The organism is Sphingomonas sp. S6 (genome assembly GCF_043498045.1).
Taxonomy (GTDB): Bacteria; Pseudomonadota; Alphaproteobacteria; order Sphingomonadales; family Sphingomonadaceae; genus Sphingomonas.
Genome location: NZ_JBIEOE010000004.1, coordinates 259,617 through 277,722 on the forward strand (window position 1 = coordinate 259,617; position 18,106 = coordinate 277,722).

At 69.9% G+C, this 18,106-nt stretch carries 16 protein-coding genes; 6 read left to right on the forward strand and 10 right to left on the reverse strand.

Features of this window, described 5'->3' with window-relative positions:
- Positions 1-317: 317 nt before the first annotated feature.
- Together ACGVWT_RS09000 and ACGVWT_RS09005 are read right to left on the reverse strand one after the other, a co-directional pair.
- Positions 318-1,370, reverse strand: coding sequence for a ferritin-like domain-containing protein (locus ACGVWT_RS09000; protein ID WP_315460849.1), 1,053 nt, complete (start codon positions 1,368-1,370; stop codon positions 318-320).
- 11 nt (positions 1,371-1,381) lie between these two features.
- Positions 1,382-2,395, reverse strand: a complete 1,014-nt coding sequence (locus ACGVWT_RS09005) for a ferritin-like domain-containing protein (RefSeq protein WP_315460848.1) — start codon at positions 2,393-2,395, stop codon at positions 1,382-1,384.
- A 199-nt stretch (positions 2,396-2,594) separates the two neighbouring features.
- On the opposite strand from ACGVWT_RS09005, the gene ACGVWT_RS09010 reads away from it, so the two are divergent.
- Positions 2,595-3,188, forward strand: a complete 594-nt coding sequence (locus ACGVWT_RS09010; RefSeq protein ID WP_116460287.1) for a sigma-70 family RNA polymerase sigma factor — start codon at positions 2,595-2,597, stop codon at positions 3,186-3,188.
- On the forward strand, positions 3,175-3,921 hold the full coding sequence (locus ACGVWT_RS09015) for an anti-sigma factor domain-containing protein (RefSeq protein WP_315460847.1): 747 nt from the start codon (positions 3,175-3,177) through the stop codon (positions 3,919-3,921). The genes ACGVWT_RS09010 and ACGVWT_RS09015 overlap by 14 nt, the downstream gene beginning before the upstream one ends.
- A gap of 178 nt (positions 3,922-4,099) precedes the next feature.
- Here the strand turns inward: ACGVWT_RS09015 and ACGVWT_RS09020 are convergent, their stop codons facing one another.
- The 7 genes from ACGVWT_RS09020 to hemC all read right to left on the reverse strand — a co-directional run bounded on the left by ACGVWT_RS09020 (position 4,100) and on the right by hemC (position 9,712).
- A complete protein-coding gene (locus ACGVWT_RS09020; protein ID WP_315460846.1) occupies positions 4,100-4,951 on the reverse strand; it encodes a MipA/OmpV family protein in 852 nt (283 codons plus the stop codon).
- A gap of 67 nt (positions 4,952-5,018) precedes the next feature.
- On the reverse strand, positions 5,019-5,405 hold the full coding sequence (locus ACGVWT_RS09025) for a DUF2141 domain-containing protein (RefSeq protein ID WP_116460290.1): 387 nt from the start codon (positions 5,403-5,405) through the stop codon (positions 5,019-5,021).
- Entirely contained in the window at positions 5,374-6,186 is an 813-nt protein-coding gene (locus ACGVWT_RS09030) for a sterol desaturase family protein (RefSeq protein WP_116460291.1), read from the reverse strand. The genes ACGVWT_RS09025 and ACGVWT_RS09030 overlap by 32 nt, the downstream gene beginning before the upstream one ends.
- A gap of 454 nt (positions 6,187-6,640) precedes the next feature.
- Positions 6,641-7,147, reverse strand: coding sequence for a GNAT family N-acetyltransferase (locus ACGVWT_RS09035; protein ID WP_315460845.1), 507 nt, complete (start codon positions 7,145-7,147; stop codon positions 6,641-6,643).
- 8 nt (positions 7,148-7,155) lie between these two features.
- Entirely contained in the window at positions 7,156-8,106 is a 951-nt protein-coding gene (locus tag ACGVWT_RS09040) for a hypothetical protein (RefSeq protein ID WP_315460844.1), read from the reverse strand.
- Positions 8,103-8,801: a uroporphyrinogen-III synthase gene (locus ACGVWT_RS09045; RefSeq protein WP_315460843.1), complete on the reverse strand. Its 699-nt coding sequence runs from the start codon at positions 8,799-8,801 to the stop codon at positions 8,103-8,105. Before ACGVWT_RS09045 ends, ACGVWT_RS09040 begins: the two co-directional genes overlap by 4 nt.
- Entirely contained in the window at positions 8,798-9,712 is a 915-nt protein-coding gene (hemC, locus tag ACGVWT_RS09050; protein ID WP_394426049.1) for a hydroxymethylbilane synthase, read from the reverse strand. The genes ACGVWT_RS09045 and hemC overlap by 4 nt, the downstream gene beginning before the upstream one ends.
- 178 nt (positions 9,713-9,890) lie before the next feature.
- Between hemC and tsaD the strand changes: the two genes are divergently transcribed.
- The 3 genes from tsaD to ACGVWT_RS09065 all read left to right on the forward strand — a co-directional run bounded on the left by tsaD (position 9,891) and on the right by ACGVWT_RS09065 (position 15,169).
- A complete protein-coding gene (tsaD, locus tag ACGVWT_RS09055; protein ID WP_315460841.1) occupies positions 9,891-10,919 on the forward strand; it encodes a tRNA (adenosine(37)-N6)-threonylcarbamoyltransferase complex transferase subunit TsaD in 1,029 nt (342 codons plus the stop codon).
- A complete protein-coding gene (locus ACGVWT_RS09060) occupies positions 10,916-11,893 on the forward strand; it encodes an NAD(P)H-dependent glycerol-3-phosphate dehydrogenase (RefSeq protein WP_394426053.1) in 978 nt (325 codons plus the stop codon). The genes tsaD and ACGVWT_RS09060 overlap by 4 nt, the downstream gene beginning before the upstream one ends.
- A gap of 282 nt (positions 11,894-12,175) precedes the next feature.
- On the forward strand, positions 12,176-15,169 hold the full coding sequence (locus tag ACGVWT_RS09065; protein ID WP_315460839.1) for a TonB-dependent receptor domain-containing protein: 2,994 nt from the start codon (positions 12,176-12,178) through the stop codon (positions 15,167-15,169).
- Between the two features lie 222 nt (positions 15,170-15,391).
- On the opposite strand, the gene purD is transcribed toward ACGVWT_RS09065, so the two are convergent.
- A complete protein-coding gene (gene purD, locus ACGVWT_RS09070) occupies positions 15,392-16,651 on the reverse strand; it encodes a phosphoribosylamine--glycine ligase (RefSeq protein ID WP_315460838.1) in 1,260 nt (419 codons plus the stop codon).
- Here purD and xseA point away from each other — a divergent pair.
- On the forward strand, positions 16,650-18,095 hold the full coding sequence (gene xseA / locus ACGVWT_RS09075; RefSeq protein ID WP_315460837.1) for an exodeoxyribonuclease VII large subunit: 1,446 nt from the start codon (positions 16,650-16,652) through the stop codon (positions 18,093-18,095). The genes purD and xseA overlap by 2 nt on opposite strands.
- Positions 18,096-18,106: the final 11 nt, after the last annotated feature.

Sequence of the window (18,106 nt, forward strand, 5' to 3'; positions counted from 1 at the left end):
TTCATCCCGTCACCCCGGACTTGGTCCGGGGTCCACTCTGCGGCGAGGGGAAATAGGCGGAGCCTCATGCCGCCCCCGTGCGGCCCGGTGGACCCCGGAACGAGTCCGGGGTGACGGGTGGAGTTGGCAGGCGATGAGTTCGATCCGCAGGTCTCGCTTTCGCCTGGATGGGGCAGCGCGCCCCTCAAAAATGAAAATCCTCCCCCACCCGGGGGGCAGGTGGAGGAGGATCCATGACCGGCCCGTCCACGGAAGGAACGGACGATCGCCGGGCACCCAAAGGGGGGAGGGGGAGCGGGTGCCCGAGGTGTTACCCGTTAGCCGAGGCCGACGGTGAAGGCGGGATTGGGATTGTTGGTGCCGTTGGGGAAGAAACCACCACGCGTGCGGTTCGATCCATTGACGTTGAGATAGGCGATATTGTGGACCTGCTGCGTCGTCCGGCTGTACGCGATGCCGTTCGCGTCGGTCGGCACGATGTTCGAAATGCCGGTCGTGAGGTTGCCGATATTGCTGCCGGCAATGCCCTGATCGTCGTCGCCGTTGGTGCCGCCCGACGTGCCGTCGAGCAGATCGCGTGCGTCGGAGATCTTGGTCGTCGCGGTGATGATGTCGGCGTTGGTGATGCCGCGATTGTACAGGATCGTGCGGACGAGGCCGGCGTGATAGGCCTCTGCCGCGAGGATGCCTGCCGCCGCGTCGAGGTACATCGACGAGATGACCGGCGAGGCGCCCTTGTACGCGGTCACGCCGATATCTTCGAAGATATAGGCGCCGAGCAGGAAGTTGGTCGGGCTGGCGTACGGATCGAACAGACCGTCTGCCGCGACCACGCCAGCGGCGCGCGCCGCTGCGGTGAAGGCGCCGGTCGACGTGCCCGAGATGTCGATCGCCGGTTGCGCCACCACCGACGTGCCGAGTGCAGCGCGCAGGAAGTTGACGTGCGCGATCTCGTCATAGGCGATTTCGCGGGCGTACTGGCCGATCAGCGGATCGCCGCTGAAGTCGACCGCGCGCGGGAAGCCCGCCCCGCTGCCGGTGATGACCGCGCCCTGCGTGCCGCTGCCGGTCAACTGCGCGGCGGTGAGGCCGGTGCCGAAGGCGGCATAGCTGTAGAATTGCGCCTCGAGATATTCGAGGTTGAGCGCGAAGTTCAGCACCGCGACGTCGGTGCTGACCGCGGTCGGCGTCGGCGTGGGGGTGGGGGCCGGCGTCTGCGCGGAGTCGTTGTTGTCACCGCAGGCGGCGAGCAACGACAGGCCACCGACGGCGGCGGCGCCACCGACGGCGGTCTTCATGAAGGCGCGGCGCGCGTTGCGGCGGGCGGTCGTCTTCTCGATGATCTCGAGGACCGAAACTTCCTTGGTCATGTCGGGTCCCCTCAGTTCGCGCCGCTGGTGCGGATGGCGGCGTTGCCGTTGTTGATACCGGCCGGGAAGAACCCGCCCGACGAGACCGCGGACCGGTTCAGATAGACGACGTTGAGCGTCTGCGCGGGCGTGCGGCTGAAGGCGAGGCCGTTGCTGTCGAGCGGCACGATGTTCGACACGAGGTTCCCCGACTGGGTGGTCGGCGAGATGCCCTGGTCGAGATCGGTCGAGCCATCGACCGAGTCGCGCAGATCCGAGATCGAATCGGCGGCGGTGCGCAGCGACGCGACGTTGAGCCCGCGCGCATAGAGCGCGGTGCGGACCAGCGCGGCGTGATAGGCCTCTACTGCGAGGATGCCGGCGGCGGCCTCGAGATAGGTCTTGTTGTTGATCAGTGCGCCCGCTGCGCCCTTATAGGCGGTGACGCCGACGTCTTCGAAGATGTACGCGGCAAGCAGGAAGCTGTTGTCGTCGGCGTACGGATCGAAGCCGGCGAGCGACGGGCTGGTGCTCGACGCCGCGGCGGCGAAGGCGCCACCCGACGACCCGGAGATGTTGATCGTCGGCTGCGCGGCGATCAGCGCGTCGCTGCCGCTCGACCCGCGGATCGCGGTGCGCAGGAAGGTGACGTGGGCCACTTCGTCCGCCGCGATTTCGCGCGCATAGGCGGCGATGCCGGGATCGGTGAAGTTGACCTTGCGCGCCGAGCCGGCGCCGGTGCCGGTGATGACGGCGCCCTGCGTGCCGACGCCGCCGGTCAGCAGGTTGTTGGGCAGGCCGGTGCCATAAGCGGCATAGCTGTAGAATTGCGCCTCGAGATATTCGAGGTTGAGCGCGAAGTTGAGCACGTCGATTTCCGACAGCGCGGTCGACTGCGCGCTCGCGGCGGTGGCCAGCGAGAGGCTTGCGGCACCTGCGGCGGTCATCGCGGCGGCGCCCATCATGTTACGGAAGAAGTCGCGCCGGTCTTCGCGGCGCCTCGCTTCGGCGTCGAACGCCTCGATGAGCTGATCCGTTTGGGTCATCGTCAGCCTGCCTTTCCTCACCTGTCCCGGCCAGCCTCGCGTACCCGGGGCGCGTCGATGCGCACGGATCGGGATGACCAGGGGCAGGTACGTTCGGCGGCGATAAAAAGATGCGAGAAACAAAAATAATTAATCTGCAGCAACTTGTGACGCGTTGAAGACTTGCCCGGCCGGCGGCGTCCGCTTAGCCTTCGTCCCCGTGGTGCCCGCCGACGATCCTGCCGACCTGCCCTCAATTTCCGCTGCAGCGGCGCGTGCGCGCCTGGTCGAGGCGCTGATGGCGACGGGGGCGGCGGACCGCGACGCCTTCCGCCGCGTCTATGCGCTGACCTCCGCGAAGCTTTTCGGCATCTGCCTGCGTATCTGCGGAGACAGGCAGGCCGCGGAGGACGTGTTGCACGACGTCTACATCACCATCTGGCAGCGCGCGGGCGCCTATCAGCCGGGGCGGGCCAGTCCGATTTCGTGGCTGGCGACGATCGCGCGCAACCGGGCGATCGACTGGCGGCGGCGGCACGGCCGCGTCACCGCGCCGATCGAGGAGGCCGAGGCGGTGGCCGATGGCGCGCTGCGCCAGGATGACGTGCTGATGGCCGAAGAGGCGCAGGCGCGGCTGCATCTGTGCCTCGAAACGCTGGAGGAACGGCAGCGCGGGGCGATCCGCCGCGCCTTCTTCGGCGGCCTGACCTATGCCGAGCTGGCGGTGCAGGCGGCGGTGCCGCTGGGCACGATGAAGAGCTGGGTGCGGCGCGGGCTGCTGGCGCTGAAGGGATGCCTCGATGGCGAGCGCTGACCAGGACGATATCGGGCCGGACGATCTCGCCGCGGCCGAACTGGCGCTGGGGCTGCTGGACGGCGAGGCGCGCGTTGCGGCGCTGGCGCGGGTAGCGGCGGACCCGGCGTTCGCGCTGGCGGTCGCCTGGTGGGAGGCGCGCTTTGCCGCGCTGTTCGCCGATGGCGCGGACGTGGCGGTGCCGCCCGCCGTGCTGCGCCGGATCGAGGCGTCGCTGGATGGCCTTGCGCTGGATGGCGGGCGACGCGTGGTGGCCGCGAACGACAATCCGGGCGTCGGGGCGTGGCGCGGCGCGGCGATCGCGGCGGGGCTGGCGGCGTGCCTGCTGCTCGTGGTGACGGTGATGCTGGCGCTGCGACCGGCGCCCGAACCCGTGCGCGTGCCGGTGCCGGTGCCCGTCGCGGCGCAGGCGCCGTTGCTCGCCGCGCTGGCGCCGAGCGAGGGCAAGGGCGCGCCGATCGCCGCGGCCTATGATCGCGAGAGCGGCGTGGTGCGGATCGGCGGCGCGGTGGCGGTGCCGGCCGGGCGGTCGGCCGAGCTGTGGGCGATCCGCGGCACCGCGGCGCCGCGCTCGCTGGGCGTGATGGCGGCGGGCCGGGTGGTCGTGCCGACCGCGCTGCGGGCCCAGATGGCGGCGGATACGGTGCTGGCGATCTCGATCGAGCCGGCGGGCGGGTCGCCAACCGGGTTGCCGACCGGGCCGGTAGTGGCGGCGGGCAAGCTGGCGGGGTGATTGGGGGGGCGTTACGGCCGCCCCATCCACTTCGTCACCCCGGACTTGTTCCCGGGGTCCACCGGGCCGCATGGGGGAGGCTGGAGCCTCGTGCCATTCCCCTCGCCGCAGAGTGGACCCCGGAACGAGTCCGGGGTGACGGCGTGGGTGGTGAGAGAGTGGATGACCCTCGACGGCCTTAGAAGGTGTACGCCACGCCCACAGCGCCTAGCCACTGGTTGCGCGAACCGGCGACGCTGACCACCGGGCTGTCGCCGAAGTCGTTGAGCATGCGGCGATAGGTGCCGCCGGCGACGACCTTCCACCCGTGCAGCAGGTTGCCGGTCAGCGAATAGGTGGCGAGGCCGCCGAGCGAATAATTCTTCCAGCCGCCGCGGGCATTGTACGTCGGCAGACCGCTGGCGATCGCCTGCGTCGGCGAGATCGAGAAATAGCTGGTCGCATAGCCGCGGCCCGCATGTTCGGCGGTGGCGAACAGGCCGACCGCCGCCTTGGTGCTGAGCGGGGTGAGGTAGTTGATGCTCGGCTGCCAGATGCCACTGTCGTGCGCGCCGGCGACGTCGTGGCGGTAGCTGAGCGAGACCGACAATTTGTCGTACGGGCTGGTGATGACGCCGGTCTTGCCGATGCCGACATAGCCGCCGAGTTCGATCGCGGTCTTCACCTTGCCGAGCGCCCTTACGCGCGGATCGTCGATGCTGTCGAGGCTGGAGCGGTTGAAGTTGACGACGCCGATCGGCCCGGCCTGCAGGTCCCACACGGGACCCGGTTCGTTGCGGATCAGGTCGACGCTGGCGCGGTTGCCGGCGAGCAGGAAGGCATAGCCCTTCACCGAACCGACCGCGGCGGGCGCGGGCACCCAACGATAGTCGTTCGAGCCTTCATAGTCGCTGAGGTACACGCCGGCGACGCCAGCGGTGATCGTGTCGCGGTTCGTGTCGAACTCCGCGGGGGTTTCCTGCGCGCACGCAGGAGCGGCGAACGCGGCCGCCGCGACGAGCGCGAACGGCATGATGTACTTGAACGACACGAGGAAAGCTCCAACCTGTTACGTCACCGTAACGCAGCGGTTGCGGAATCTATCCCGTGCCGACCGCTCAGAAGATATAGCGCATTCTGATCTGTTGCTGATTTACATCAGTCGTCACCGCGAAGCGGGCGGCGGCGAAGCGCGGCGCGCCGAAGCGGATCGGCGGGTTGCGGGAAAAGCCGAAGCCTTCGCGCGGGATGCCGGCGAGCGTGTCGAGCTTCGCATTGTTGTTTTCGTCGTGGATCACCGCGACCGCATAATTGCCGAGCGGCAGGCCGTCGAAGCGCAGCGCATGAGTGGCCGCAGGAACCGAGCGGGTGACGGCATTGGCATCGTCGACGCAGGCGGGGAAATTATCCGGATCCGCCGTCAGGCAGACACGCAGACTGCCCTTGGCCGAGCGCATCTGGCTGACGCCGACGTCAAGCCGCGCGATCGGCGCGGCGCCCAGCATCAGCACCGCCGCCGGCAGCAGGCCCGCCAGCGCCAGCGTGCGCGCGTGCCGCCTTGGCGTGGCTGCGCGAAAAGTCCCCGACCCCCCGGTCGGTGCCGCACAGGCGATCCCAGAAGCGGAAATACAGCCCATAATTGCACCCGTATTGCTCATGATGGCGTTGATGATGGCTCGCGGTGATGAGCCAGCCCCCCAATGGTCCCCCCCACATGAACCGCGGGAAAACCTCCCATCCCATGTGGTTGGTTACGCCCATAACGGTCATGAGGCCGAGCACGAAGCCCAGCGCGCCGATGTGGATCGGAATCAGCAGCACCAGTAGCGGAATTACCACAGCGCCGGTCACCGCCTCGATCGGGTGGAACGCCATCGCCGCCCAGGCGGTGGGCGGCCGGCTGGCATGGTGGACGGCGTGCGCGGCCTTGAACACCGCGGGCCGGTGCATCCAGCGATGCGTCCAGTAGAACCAAGTGTCGTGGAGGAACAGGTATACGACGACCGACAGCGGGACGTACCAGAGCGGCCGCGCGTGGACGTCGTCGTAGATGCGTGTCCAGCCATGCGCCTTCCACCCCCAGGCGAGGATGCCCGCGGGCACGCCGTAGATCGCGGCGGAGGCGAGGCTCCAGGCGATCTCGCGCCGCATCTGCGCATCGAGGCCGCGGTAGAGGCCGGGGTGCTTCAGGCGCGTCGCCGCGGCGAAGGCACCCGAGACGATCAGATACCGGACGCCGACGATCAGCGTCATCGCCAGGGCGGACAGGGTGACGGCGAGCAGCATAAGCGTGGTGTAGCGGATTGTGGGGGTGGGGGATACGGGTGCCCGCATCCGCGCGTCTCCCGGCGTTGGTGGAGGATGAGGGTCGCCGCACTCCCTACGTCACCCCGGACTTGTTCCGGGGTCCACCGGGCCGCGAGGGGACGGCAAGAGGCACGGGCCATCCCCCTCGCCGCGGAGTGGACCCCGGAACGAGTCCGGGGTGACGGTGTGGGTGGGGCGTGTGTCAGGGGTTTAGGGCGGGGGCGGTGGTTTTTGTCGCGTCGCCGCTCGTGGCGTTGTCGGCTTGGCGGGTGGCGGAGGATGAGGGCGGCCGCACTCCCTGCGTCACCCCGGACTTGTTCCGGGGTCCGCCGGGCCGCGGAGGGACGGCAAGAGGCACTGGCCATGCCCCTCGCCGCGGAGTGGACCCCGGACCAAGTCCGGGGTGACGGTGTGATTGTGGGCGGGGCGCCGCTCAGCGTTCGAGGACGTGGACGATGTGGTCCTTGTAGGTCGCGTCGCGGACGGGGGTGTAGCCGAGCTTGGCGGCGAGGCGGAGCGAGGGGGTGTTGGCGGGGTTGATGATGCAGGTGGTGCGGGCGATGCCCTGTGCGTCGGCCCAGCCGAGCGCTGCGGTCATGGCCGCTTGCGCAAGTCCGCCGCCGTGGGCATGCGGTGCGAGGACCCAGTTCGCCTCGGGCAGCGTCAGCGGCGGGTTCATCGCGCGGCGTGCCTCCATCAGGCCACCTTCGCCGAGGACGGTGCCGTCGGGCGCACAGAACACCCAGCTGCCATAGCCGAACGCCTGCCACTGACCGATCGAGCGGAGCAGGCGCAGCCAGACCTCTTCGCGGCTGCGGGGCACGCCGCCGATCATCGTGTAGACTGCCGGGTCCGCCCACATGGCGGCGAGCGCGTCGAGGTGATCGGGGTGGTGGCCGGTGAGGATCAGCCGGTCGGTGGTGACGACGGGGGCGATCATGCGCGCGGTTACATCCCGACTGAGGTGGTTTCCTGCGTGTTCGTATCGGGATCGGTCGCCGGCGCGGTATCGGCGGGCGTCTGGGCCTGCACCGTCGTCGCCGGGATCGGCCGGGCGACCGCCTGACCCATCAGCGCGGCGTTTTCGATGAGGTCGAGCGCGCGGCGTGCCTCGATATAGCGGTCGGCGGCCTGCATCCAATTGCCGGCCTGCGCGGCGCCGGGCAGGCGCGCGACCTCGGCACGGGCCGCTTCCACCTGGCCACCGTCGAGCAGGCGACGCGCGCGGGCGAGCCGGTCGGCGGGGCGGGGCGAGGGCGTGCCGGCCTGACGCAGCACGACGAGGCCCGCGACTTCACGGCGCAGGCTGGCGAGCCAGCCGTCGGTGCTGACCGAGGCGATGTCGGGCGCGATCGCCTCCAGCCCCTGGCGCAGATCCTCGAGCGTCACCGGCTGTCGCGCGGCGTCGATGACCGCGGCGACCGCCTTGGGCTGCGCGGTGCCGAAGCGGCTGCGCAACTGCTCCTCGAGATAACCGAGGCCGACACCGCGATCGAGCGCGCGGCGCGCGGCGACGGCGATCAGCAGCCCTTCGGCGCGGCCGGCCTGCGCGGCGGCGGCGTTGGCGTCGGTGGTGACGGCGGCGGTGCGCGTCTCCAGCGCCGACAATTGCCCGGCAAGCGCCGCTTCGCGCGAGGCGAGCGCATTGGGATCGAGCTGCGGGTTGGTCCGCTCGCCATTGGCATTGAGCGGCAAGGCGGGGTTGTAATTGACCGGTTCGGGCGTCGCCTTTTGCGCTGTGGTCGTGCCGCCCAGCCACGGCACGTGGCGCATCAGATAGCCGGTCAGCACCGCGCCCGCGACGAAGGCCAGCGCGATGATCGCCAGGAAGACGCCGGTGCGCAGGCCCTGCGCTCCGCGGGCGCCCGACGGCGGGTCGATCGGCACGTAATCGCTCATGGCGCCTTATCCCCGGCCCCCGCCGCAGGGTCAATCGCTGGTGTGCATGCCGCCGCCCCGACCCGGCACAGTGCGGCGTCGGTGGGGGCATCGGCGGTGAGGGCGCAGGCCCAGCCGTCGCCGGCCGCGGCACGAACCGCAGGGCTGAGCGCGGCGATGCCGATGGCGCTGCGCTCGGGCAGCAAGGCCGCGACGCGGGTGGCGGCGCGGATCGAATGGAGCAGGACGATGCGGTGTCGCGCGGCGCTGGCAAAGGCGGCGGAGTCTACGGCGATCGCGTCGCTGGCGTAGACGATGCGCGTCGGGTGGCCGCTGTCGACGTGGTCGCGGCCGGCGAGGTGAAGCGGGCGGGTGAAGCTGGCGGCGGCGAGGGCCTCGGCAACGCCGCCGGTGCCGACGACCGCGACCGTCAGGCCGGCGGTGCGCGCTGCCTCGGCGGTTTGTGCGCCCACCGCGATCACGGGCAGATGCGCGAGCCGCGCGAGGGCGGGGCCGGCGTGGCGCACCGCATTGGCGCTGGTGATCAGCAGTGCGTCGAAGGCCGCGGGATCCGGCGCCTGCCACGGCACCGGCACGGTCGTGAACAGGGGGACGGCGGCGGCGTCCACGCCGAGTGCGCGCAGGCGGGCGAGGGTGCGCGTGGTGCCGGGTTCGGGGCGGACGACCAGCACGCCCGAGAGCGCGATGCCCGTCACGGCGCGAACAGACTGCGGACGCTGGAGGGCGCGCGGGCGAGCAGGTCGGCGGCGAGCTCGGCGGCGATGAGCGCGCCGTCGGTGCCTTCGCCGCTGCCATCGACGAACAGGCTGCCATCCTCGGCGATCAGTTCGGCGCGCAGCGTCAGCATCTCGCCCGACAAAGCGGCGAGCGCCGCCACGGGGGAGTGGCAGTCGGCGCCGAGCGCGGCGAGCAGCGCGCGTTCGGTGCGCACGCAGGCGCTGGTCGCGGGATCGTCGATCGCGGCGACGGCGACCATGGCTTCGTCGTGGCTGGCGAGCACCTCGATACCGACGGCGCCCTGCGCAGGGGCGGGCAGCATCTCGTCGGTCGGGATGGCGCGGCCGACGCCGTCGCGGCCCAGCCGGTCGAGGCCGGCGGCGGCGAGCAGGGTGGCGTCTGCCTCCCCGGCGGCGAGCTTGGCGAGGCGAGTGTCGACGTTGCCGCGGAAGAGGACGACCTTCAGGTCCGGGCGCAGGCGGAGCAGCTGCGCGCGGCGGCGCGGCGAGCTGGTGCCGACGACGGCGCCGCGGGGCAGTTCCGCGATGCTGTCCGCGCCGATCAGCCGGTCGCGCACGTCGGCGCGCGGCAGCATCGCGGCGATACGGATGTCCGCCGGGCGGATCGTCTCGACGTCCTTCATCGAATGGACCGCGGCGTCGATCTCACGCGCCAGGAGTGCGCGGTCGAGTTCCTTGGTCCACAACGCCTTGCCGCCGATCTCGGCGAGCGCGCGGTCCTGCACGCGGTCGCCGGTGGTGCGGATGACGACGAGGTCAATCTCGTCCTGCGCCCAGCCGTGCGCGGCGCACAGGGCGTCGCGGACCATATTGGCCTGGGTCAGTGCCAGCGGCGATCCGCGCGTGCCGAGTTTAAACCTGATCGCCATCGTTTCATCCATTCACACTCTCACCCTTCCGGCGCTGCGCGCCTCCCTCCCTCTCCCGTCGGGAGAGGAAAGAGCCGCCAAAGGCGGCGGAGGGGGAGGGTGTTTCCAATCCTGCCGCCAGCCATGCCCAAACCCCCACCCTTCGACAACCTCCGTGCGGCGCGATAGAAGGCCGGCCATGCCCCCCCGGATCATCCTCGGCCTCGAATCCTCGTGCGACGAAACCGCCGCCGCGCTCATCACCAGCGATCGGCAGGTGCTCAGCCACCGGCTTGCGGGCCAAGAGGCGGCGCATGCGCCGTTCGGGGGCGTGGTGCCCGAAATCGCGGCGCGTGCGCATGTCGAGGCGCTGGAGCCGCTGGTGGCGGCGGCGTTGCAGGATGCCGGGCTGCGATTGAATCAGGTCGATGCGATCGCGGCGACGGCGGGGCCGGGGCTGATCGGCGGCGTGATGGTGGGCCTCGTCACCGGCAAGGCGCTGGCCCATGCGGCGGGCAAGCCGTTCGTGGCGGTCAACCACCTGGAGGGGCATGCGCTGAGCCCGCGGCTGTCCGATCCGGACCTCGCCTTTCCCTATTTGCTGCTGCTGGTGTCGGGTGGGCATTGCCAGCTGCTGCTGGTAGAGGGCGTCGGCCGTTATCGCCGGATCGCGACGACGATCGACGATGCGGCGGGTGAGGCGTTCGACAAGACCGCGAAGCTGCTGGGCCTGGGCTTTCCCGGTGGGCCGAACGTCGAGAAGGCAGCGGCGCTGGGGCAGCCGATCGTGCCGTTGCCGCGGCCGCTGAAGGGATCGGCCGAGCCGCATTTCTCGTTCGCCGGCCTCAAGAGCGCGGTGGCGCGGGCGGTGGGGCATCATGCGCCCGAGGATATCGCCGCATCCTTCCAGGCGGCGGTGGTCGATTGCCTGATCGACCGGACGCGGCGGGGGATCGCGGGCGTTCAAGCGACGGCGCTGGTCGTCGCGGGCGGGGTTGCGGCGAATGGCGCGGTGCGCGCTGCGTTGCAGGCGCTCGCCGCCGAACACGGCCTGCGCTTCGTCGCGCCACCTTTGTGGCTGTGCACCGACAATGCGGCGATGATCGGCTGGGCAGGGGCGGAGCGCTTCGCCGCCGGGCTGACCGATCCGCTCGACACGCCGGCGCGGGCGCGCTGGCCGCTCGATCCGGGGGCAGAGGCGGTGCGCGGTGCAGGAGTGAAGGCATGAAGATCGGGGTCATCGGCGGCGGCGCCTGGGGTACGGCACTGGCGCAGGTCGCGGCGCATCGCGGCGAGCCGGTGACGCTATGGGCGCGCGAGCCGGAGGTGGTGGCGGGGATCAACGAAGCCCACGAGAACCGGCTGTTCCTCGCCGGCGTGCCGCTGTCGCCGTCGATCCGCGCGACGTCCGATTTCGGTGACTTGGGTGAAGCCGACGCGCTCTTGGTCGTCGCACCGGCGCAGCATGTCGGCGGCGTCCTCGCGCAGATCAACGTCGGTACGCGGCCGCTGGTGCTGTGCGCCAAGGGAATCGAGGCAGGGACGCGGCGGCTGGTGGGGGAGGTGGCCAAGGCCGTCCATCCGCAGGCGCCGATCGCCGTGCTCTCCGGCCCGACCTTCGCGCATGAGGTGGCGGCGGGCCTGCCGACCGCGGTGACGCTGGCGGTGGCGGACGAAGCGTCGGGCGAGGCGCTGGCCGCGCGGCTCGCGGCGCCGCACTTCCGCCCCTATGCCAGCCGCGACGTGGTCGGTGCGGAGATCGGCGGTGCGGTGAAGAACGTGCTCGCGATCGCGTGCGGCGTGGTGGAGGGCGCGGGGCTGGGGCAGAATGCGCGTGCGGCGCTGATCGCGCGGGGCTTTGCCGAGATGACGCGCTTCGGCCTGGCGCGTGGCGCGCGGGCGGAAACGCTCGCCGGCCTGTCGGGGCTGGGCGATCTGGTGCTCACCTGTTCGTCGACCAGCAGCCGCAATTTCTCGCTGGGGTTGGGCCTGGGGCAGGGGCGTGCGGCGGCCGATCTGCTGGCCGACCGGCGGACGGTGGCGGAGGGCGCGTTCACCGCACCGGTGCTGGCCGAGGCGGCGGCGGAGGCCGGCGTCGACATGCCGGTGACCGCGGCGGTGTGCCGCCTGCTGGATGGCGCTCCCGCGGCAGACGTGATCGGCGCGCTGCTCGCCCGCCCGTTGCGCGCCGAACTGGGCTGAATCGCGCCGCAATCCGAACGCTGCATGAACGCGCGCGTGGCGCGGGCGGGCGTTTGGCGTCCGCCGCGCACGGTTCGGCGTGGCGAAAGGGTGAGTGATGCTTTCCTGTCACAGCGGTGACAAAATGGTATGCAAAGGTATCACTGCGGTATTGACGCCGTCTCCCGGATAGGAAAACTTGTCTGACGTAAAGAGGCTCCATGGTAGCGAGCCTCGGTGAGAGGCAAGGCTATGATTGGGAAGAATGGGGTTTCGCTCGTTGCGCTGGCAGGCAGCCTGGCGATGATCAGCGCACCCGCGCTGGCACAGACCACCACGACCGACGATACCAATATCGGACAATCGCCGCAGGAAGCCGCCACCAAGGCCGCGACCGCCGCAGGCGAAACGCCGCCGGCCGCGCAGCCGGGTGGCGATATCGTCGTGACGGGCACGCGCATCGTCCGCCCCAACGTCACCGCCGCCGCGCCGATCACCTCGGTCACCTCCGCCGACATCCGCGCACAGGCCGCGGTGAACGTCGAGGACGTGCTGAACCGCCTGCCGCAGATCGCACCGGACGCGCAGCAGACCTATAACGATTCCGACGGGCGTCAGCGCATCAAGCTGCGCAGCCTGGGCTTCGAGCGCACGCTGGTGCTGATCGACGGCAAGCGCCTGGGCACGCAGAACGGGCAGGACACGGGCATCATCCCGGCAACGCTGCTGGAGCGCGTCGACGTGCTGACCGGCGGTGCCTCGTCGGTCTATGGCTCGGACGCGGTCGCGGGCGTGGTCAACTTCGTCCTGAAGAAGGATTTCGAAGGGCTGCAGCTCGACGCCAATTACAATTTCTACAATCACAACAACAAGGACACGGTCGTGTCGCCGCTGGCGCGTGCGGCGGGCTTCACGTCGCCGCGCGGCTGGACCAACGACGGCGGCCGGGCCGACCTGACGCTGACCGCGGGCCATGGCTTCTTCGACGACAAGGTGCACGTCAGCGGCTTCGTCAATTACAAGAACACCGACGAGATCGCGCTGACCTCGCGCTCGAACGCCGGCTGTTACCTGACGCAGCTGCAGCTCAATGGCCCGCTGTCGTGCGGCCTGACGCCGAGCAGCTCGACCAGCGGCCTCATCACGCCGCAGTCGGGCCCGAATGCGGGCGCACAGCTGGTCAACAACCCCAATGGCACGCGCACCTTCGTGCCGTTCGGCGCGGGCCAGGGCAATGCATCCAACTATTTCAGCGGCTATGCCTATCAGCGCCCCAGCGAGCGCGTGAACGCCGGCGGCTTCGTGACCGCCGAGCTGGCACCGGAGGTGGAACTCTACGCCTCGGGTCTGTGGTTCCGCGACAAGTCGTACACCAACTATCCGACCATCGCGAGCGGCACGGTCAACGTGTCCTGCGCCAACCCCTTCCTGTCGGCTGCCCAGGCGACCGCGATCGGCTGCGGCGTCGCGGGTGCGACCAGCGTGCCGGTCAGCCTCGCCTATCGCCTGGGCGAGATGAACGACCGTCCCGACACCTTCGTCAACACCGGCGTGCGCCTGACCGGCGGCGTGCGCGGCAAGGTGGGCGATGCGTGGACCTATGACGTCGGCGGCGTCTATGCGCGCAACCATCAGGATTACATCCCGAGCTTCCGCACCCCCGGCAATCTGCAGAATGCGGTGAACGTCGGCGGCACCGCGGCGAACCCGGTGTGCGCAAGCGGCGCGGCAGGTTGCGTGCCCTTCGACATCTTCAGCGCGGGCAACACCAATCCGGCGCTGATCAACTATCTGTTCACGACGGGCACGTCGCAGACCACGGGTACGTTGTACGACGTGCTCGCCAACGTCAGCGGCGACCTGGGCAAATATGGCATCACCTCGCCGTTCGCCGAACAGGGCGTGGCGATCGCGCTGGGCGCCGAATATCGCAAGGACACGCTGAAATCGACCGCCGACGCCAGCTATCGCAGCGCGCTGAGCGGCACCGACAGCTACCTGAGCCAGGACGTGTGGGAAGCCAACGCCGAAGTGCAGGTGCCGCTGATCGAGCACAAGCCGTTCGTCGAGCTGGCGCAGGTCAACGGCGGCTATCGCCTGTCGAAGTACAGCAGCAATCCGTCGACCTTCAACACCTGGAAGATCGAGGGCATCTACGCGCCGGTGAAGGACATCACCTTCCGCGCCTCGTTCAACAAGGCGCAGCGCGCGCCGACGGTGGTCGAGATCCGGCAGGCGACGAACATCGACTTCGCCGCCGGCGGTGCGGGCACGTTCAACGACTTCTGCGCGCCGACGCCGATCCCCGGCCCGAATGGCGTGACGTACGGCGCACCGCTCGCGTCGCGTGAGGTGTGCCGCGCGACCGGCCTGTCCGACGCGCTGTATGGCAGCACCAGCCTGTTGTGCAGCAACGGCACGACGCCGAACGGCACCGCGGCCTGCACCGTCCGCTCGGGCGGCTTCACCGCCGATCCGGAGACGGCCTATACCCAGACCTATGGCCTGGTGCTGAAACCGCGGTTCGTGCGGGGCCTGGTGTTCTCGGTCGACCGGTATCGGATCAAGATCGACAACTCGCTGGGCTACAACGATTACAGCTATTACACCGATGGCTGCCTGCGCTCGGGCGGCGACCAGTTCTTCTGCCAGGGCATCGTCCGCAACGCGAACGGCACGTTGTTCTCGAACGCGGCGAGTAACCCGACGACGGGCTTCATCCGCCAGGGCACCAGCAACTATTACACCTCGATCGCGCGCGGTTACGACTTCCAGGCGCAATATCCGATGGAGCTGGGCAGCGCGGGCCGGATCGACTGGAGCTTCAACGGCTCGCTGACCACCTTTGCCGGGGGCCAGGATTCGCCGGTGCAGCCCGAGCGCAACTGCGCGGGCTATTACGGCAACGGCTGCGGCCAGCTGATCCCGAAGTGGAGCCATGGCCTGCGCGCGACCTATTCGACCGAAGGGCGCGGCTTCAGTGCATCGTTCAACTGGCGCTACGTGGGCTCGCTGACCAACGCCGACAATTCGGGCGATCCCGCGATCGGCGGCACGGCAGCGCGCGCGCGGACGAGCTATTACCGGGTCGCACCGGCGAATTACTTCGACCTCGCGCTCAACTTCGCGATCGCCAAGCAGTTCTCGCTGCGCCTGATCGCGAACAACCTGCTCGACAAGGCGGCGCCGATCGTGCCGGATTCGTACAATATCAGCTTGGCCCGCGGGAACACCATCCCGCAGCGCTATGACTCGCTGGGTCGCAACATCGCGATCGGGACGACGATCAACTTCTGATCCCTGGGTTGGAAATGACAAAAGGCCCGTCGGAGCGATCCGGCGGGCCTTTTTTTGTCTGCCGTTACCCCCCGATTCTCCGTCATTCCCGCGCAGGCGGGAATCCATAACCTCTGACGTTTCGGCTTGAGGCGCGAGGGTAGCGTGTCTGGATTCCCGCCTTCGCGGGAATGACGGCGGGTGTGGGCGTCGGCGGGGGTGTGGGTGTGTCGGGCGCGCGCCTTACCGTGCCAGTTCGCGCCAGCCGATGTCGCGGCGGCAGAAGCCGTCGGCGAAGTCGATCGCGTCGACGCCGCGGTACGCCGCGTCTCGGGCGGCACGGATGTCGGGGCCGGTGGCGGTCACCGCGAGGACGCGGCCGCCGGAGGCGACCAGCGTGTCGCCGGACTGCTTCGTGCCTGCCTGGAAGACGATTGCGCCGGTCGCTTCCGCCGCATCGATACCGTGGATCGCGCCGCCGGCTTTGGGGGTGCCCGGATAGCCCGCGGCGGCGAGGACGACGGTCATCGCGGTGTCGTCCGAAAACGCGACGTCGCCGAGCAGCGCGAGCCGGCCTTCGGCGGTCGCCAGCATCACCGCGAGCAGATCGCCTTGGAAGCGCATCATCAGCACCTGGCATTCGGGGTCGCCGAAGCGGGCGTTATATTCGATCAGCTTGGGGCCGGTGCGCGTCAGCATCAGCCCGGCGTAGAGGACGCCGCTGAACGGCATGCCCTCATCGCGCATCGCCTTGACGGTGGGTGCGACGATTTCGGCGATCGCACGCTCCTGCAGGGCAGGGGTGAGGACGGGGGCGGGGCTGTAGGCGCCCATGCCGCCGGTGTTGGGGCCGGTATCGCCCTCGCCGACGCGCTTGTGGTCCTGCGCGCTGCCGAAGGGGATGAGGGCGGTGCCGTCGGTCAGGACGAAGAGGCTGGCCTCTTCGCCGTCCAGGAATTCCTCGAGCACGACGGGTGCGTCGCCGTGGGCGAACATCGCGTCGAACGCCTGTGTCGCCTCCGCCTCGCTGGTCGCGATCACCACGCCCTTGCCGGCGGCGAGGCCGTCCGCCTTGATGACGACGGGATAGCCGAAGGTCGCGGCGAGCGCGGCGTCCGCCTCGGCACGGGAGTTCACGCGGACATAGCCGGCGGTCGGGATGTCGGCGCGGCGGCACAGATCCTTGGTGAATCCCTTCGACCCTTCCAGCTGCGCGGCGGCTTTGCTCGGGCCGAAGACGGGCACGCCCGCGGCACGCAGACTGTCGGCGAGGCCGTCGACCAGCGGCGCTTCGGGGCCGATCACGACGAGGCCAATCGCTTGCGCCCGCACGAAATCGATCACCGCGGCGTGATCCGTCGCGTCGAGGGCGACGCACGTCGCATGGGCTGCAATGCCGGGGTTGCCTGGCGCGGCGTAGAGCGTATCGAGGGTCGGCGATTGCGCCAGTTTCCACGCCAAAGCGTGTTCGCGGCCGCCTGAGCCCAGCAGCAGGACGTTCATGCCAGAGTTCCTATCCGATACCGATGATGCCCGGCTGCTAGCCGAGGAGCGCCCCGGCGACAACGCGCTCGCGCTGTCGGTGGGCGAGCTGAGCTTCAAGCTGAAGCGTATGGTGGAGGGCGAGTTCGGCCACGTCCGGCTGCGCGGCGAGATTTCGGGCTATAAGCGCGCCACATCGGGCCACGTCTATCTGGCGTTGAAGGACGATGCCGCGGTGATCGACGGCGTGATGTGGAAGGGGCAGGTGAACGCGCTCGCCTTTGCGCCGCAGGACGGGATCGAGGTGATCGCGACCGGCAAGCTGACCACCTATCCCGGCCGATCAAAATATCAGATCGTCATCGAACGGATGGAGCTGGCCGGCGCGGGCGCGCTGATGGCGCTGTTCGAGAAACTGAAGGCGAAGCTGGCGGGCGAGGGCCTGTTCGATCGCGAGCGCAAGGTGCGGCTGCCGTATCTGCCGCATACGATCGGGGTGGTGACGTCGCCGACCGGCGCGGTGATCCGCGATATCCTGCACCGGCTGGAGGACCGCTGTCCGAGCCATGTCATCGTCTGGCCGGTGAAGGTGCAGGGGCAGGGCGCCGCAGAAGAAGTCGCGGCGGCGGTGCGCGGGTTCGATGCCATCACGGCGGACGGATCGGTGCCGCGGCCCGATCTCGTCATCGTCGCGCGCGGCGGCGGGTCGATCGAGGATCTGTGGGCGTTCAACGAAGAGGTGGTGGTACGCGCGGTCGCCGACTGTACGATCCCGATCATCTCCGCCGTGGGGCATGAGACGGACACGACCTTGTGCGATTTCGCCGCCGATCTGCGTGCGCCGACGCCGACGGCGGCCGCCGAGCTGGCGGTGCCGGTGCTCGCCGACCTTCGCTACACGATCCAGAGCCACGGCAGCCGGACGCAGCGGTGCGCCAACCGCTATGTCGAGCGCGGGCGCGAGCGGCTGACCGCGCTCGCCCGGCTGCTGCCGAAGCGCGAGGCGCTGCTGGGGCCGCAGCGGCAGCGCGCCGACGATGCCGGGCAGCGGCTGGACCGGGGCCTCGAGCGGCGGGTGACGCTGGCGCGTGGTAGCCTCGATCGATCGGCGGGCGCGCTGCGGCCGGCGGTGCTGGAGCGGCAGGTGGAACGCGGCCGCGAGCGGCTGGCGGCGACGTGGCGCCTGGTGCAGTCGCTCAACCCCGATGCGGTGCTCGATCGCGGCTATGCGCGGGTGACGGCGCGCGACGGCACGACGCTGTCCTCGGCGGCGGCGGTGCGCGAGGCGGGCGCGGTGACGCTGCGCTTCCGCGACGACAGCGTCGATGCGGTGGTGGGCGACGTTGCGCCGGAGCCGACGCCCGCGCCCGCCCCGGTGCCGGCCAAGGTTGAGCGCCCCAAGGTTGAGCGCAAGGCGGCGCGCGCCTATGTCGCCCCTAAACCCGACCAGCCGACGCTTTTGTAACACTTGGGCTG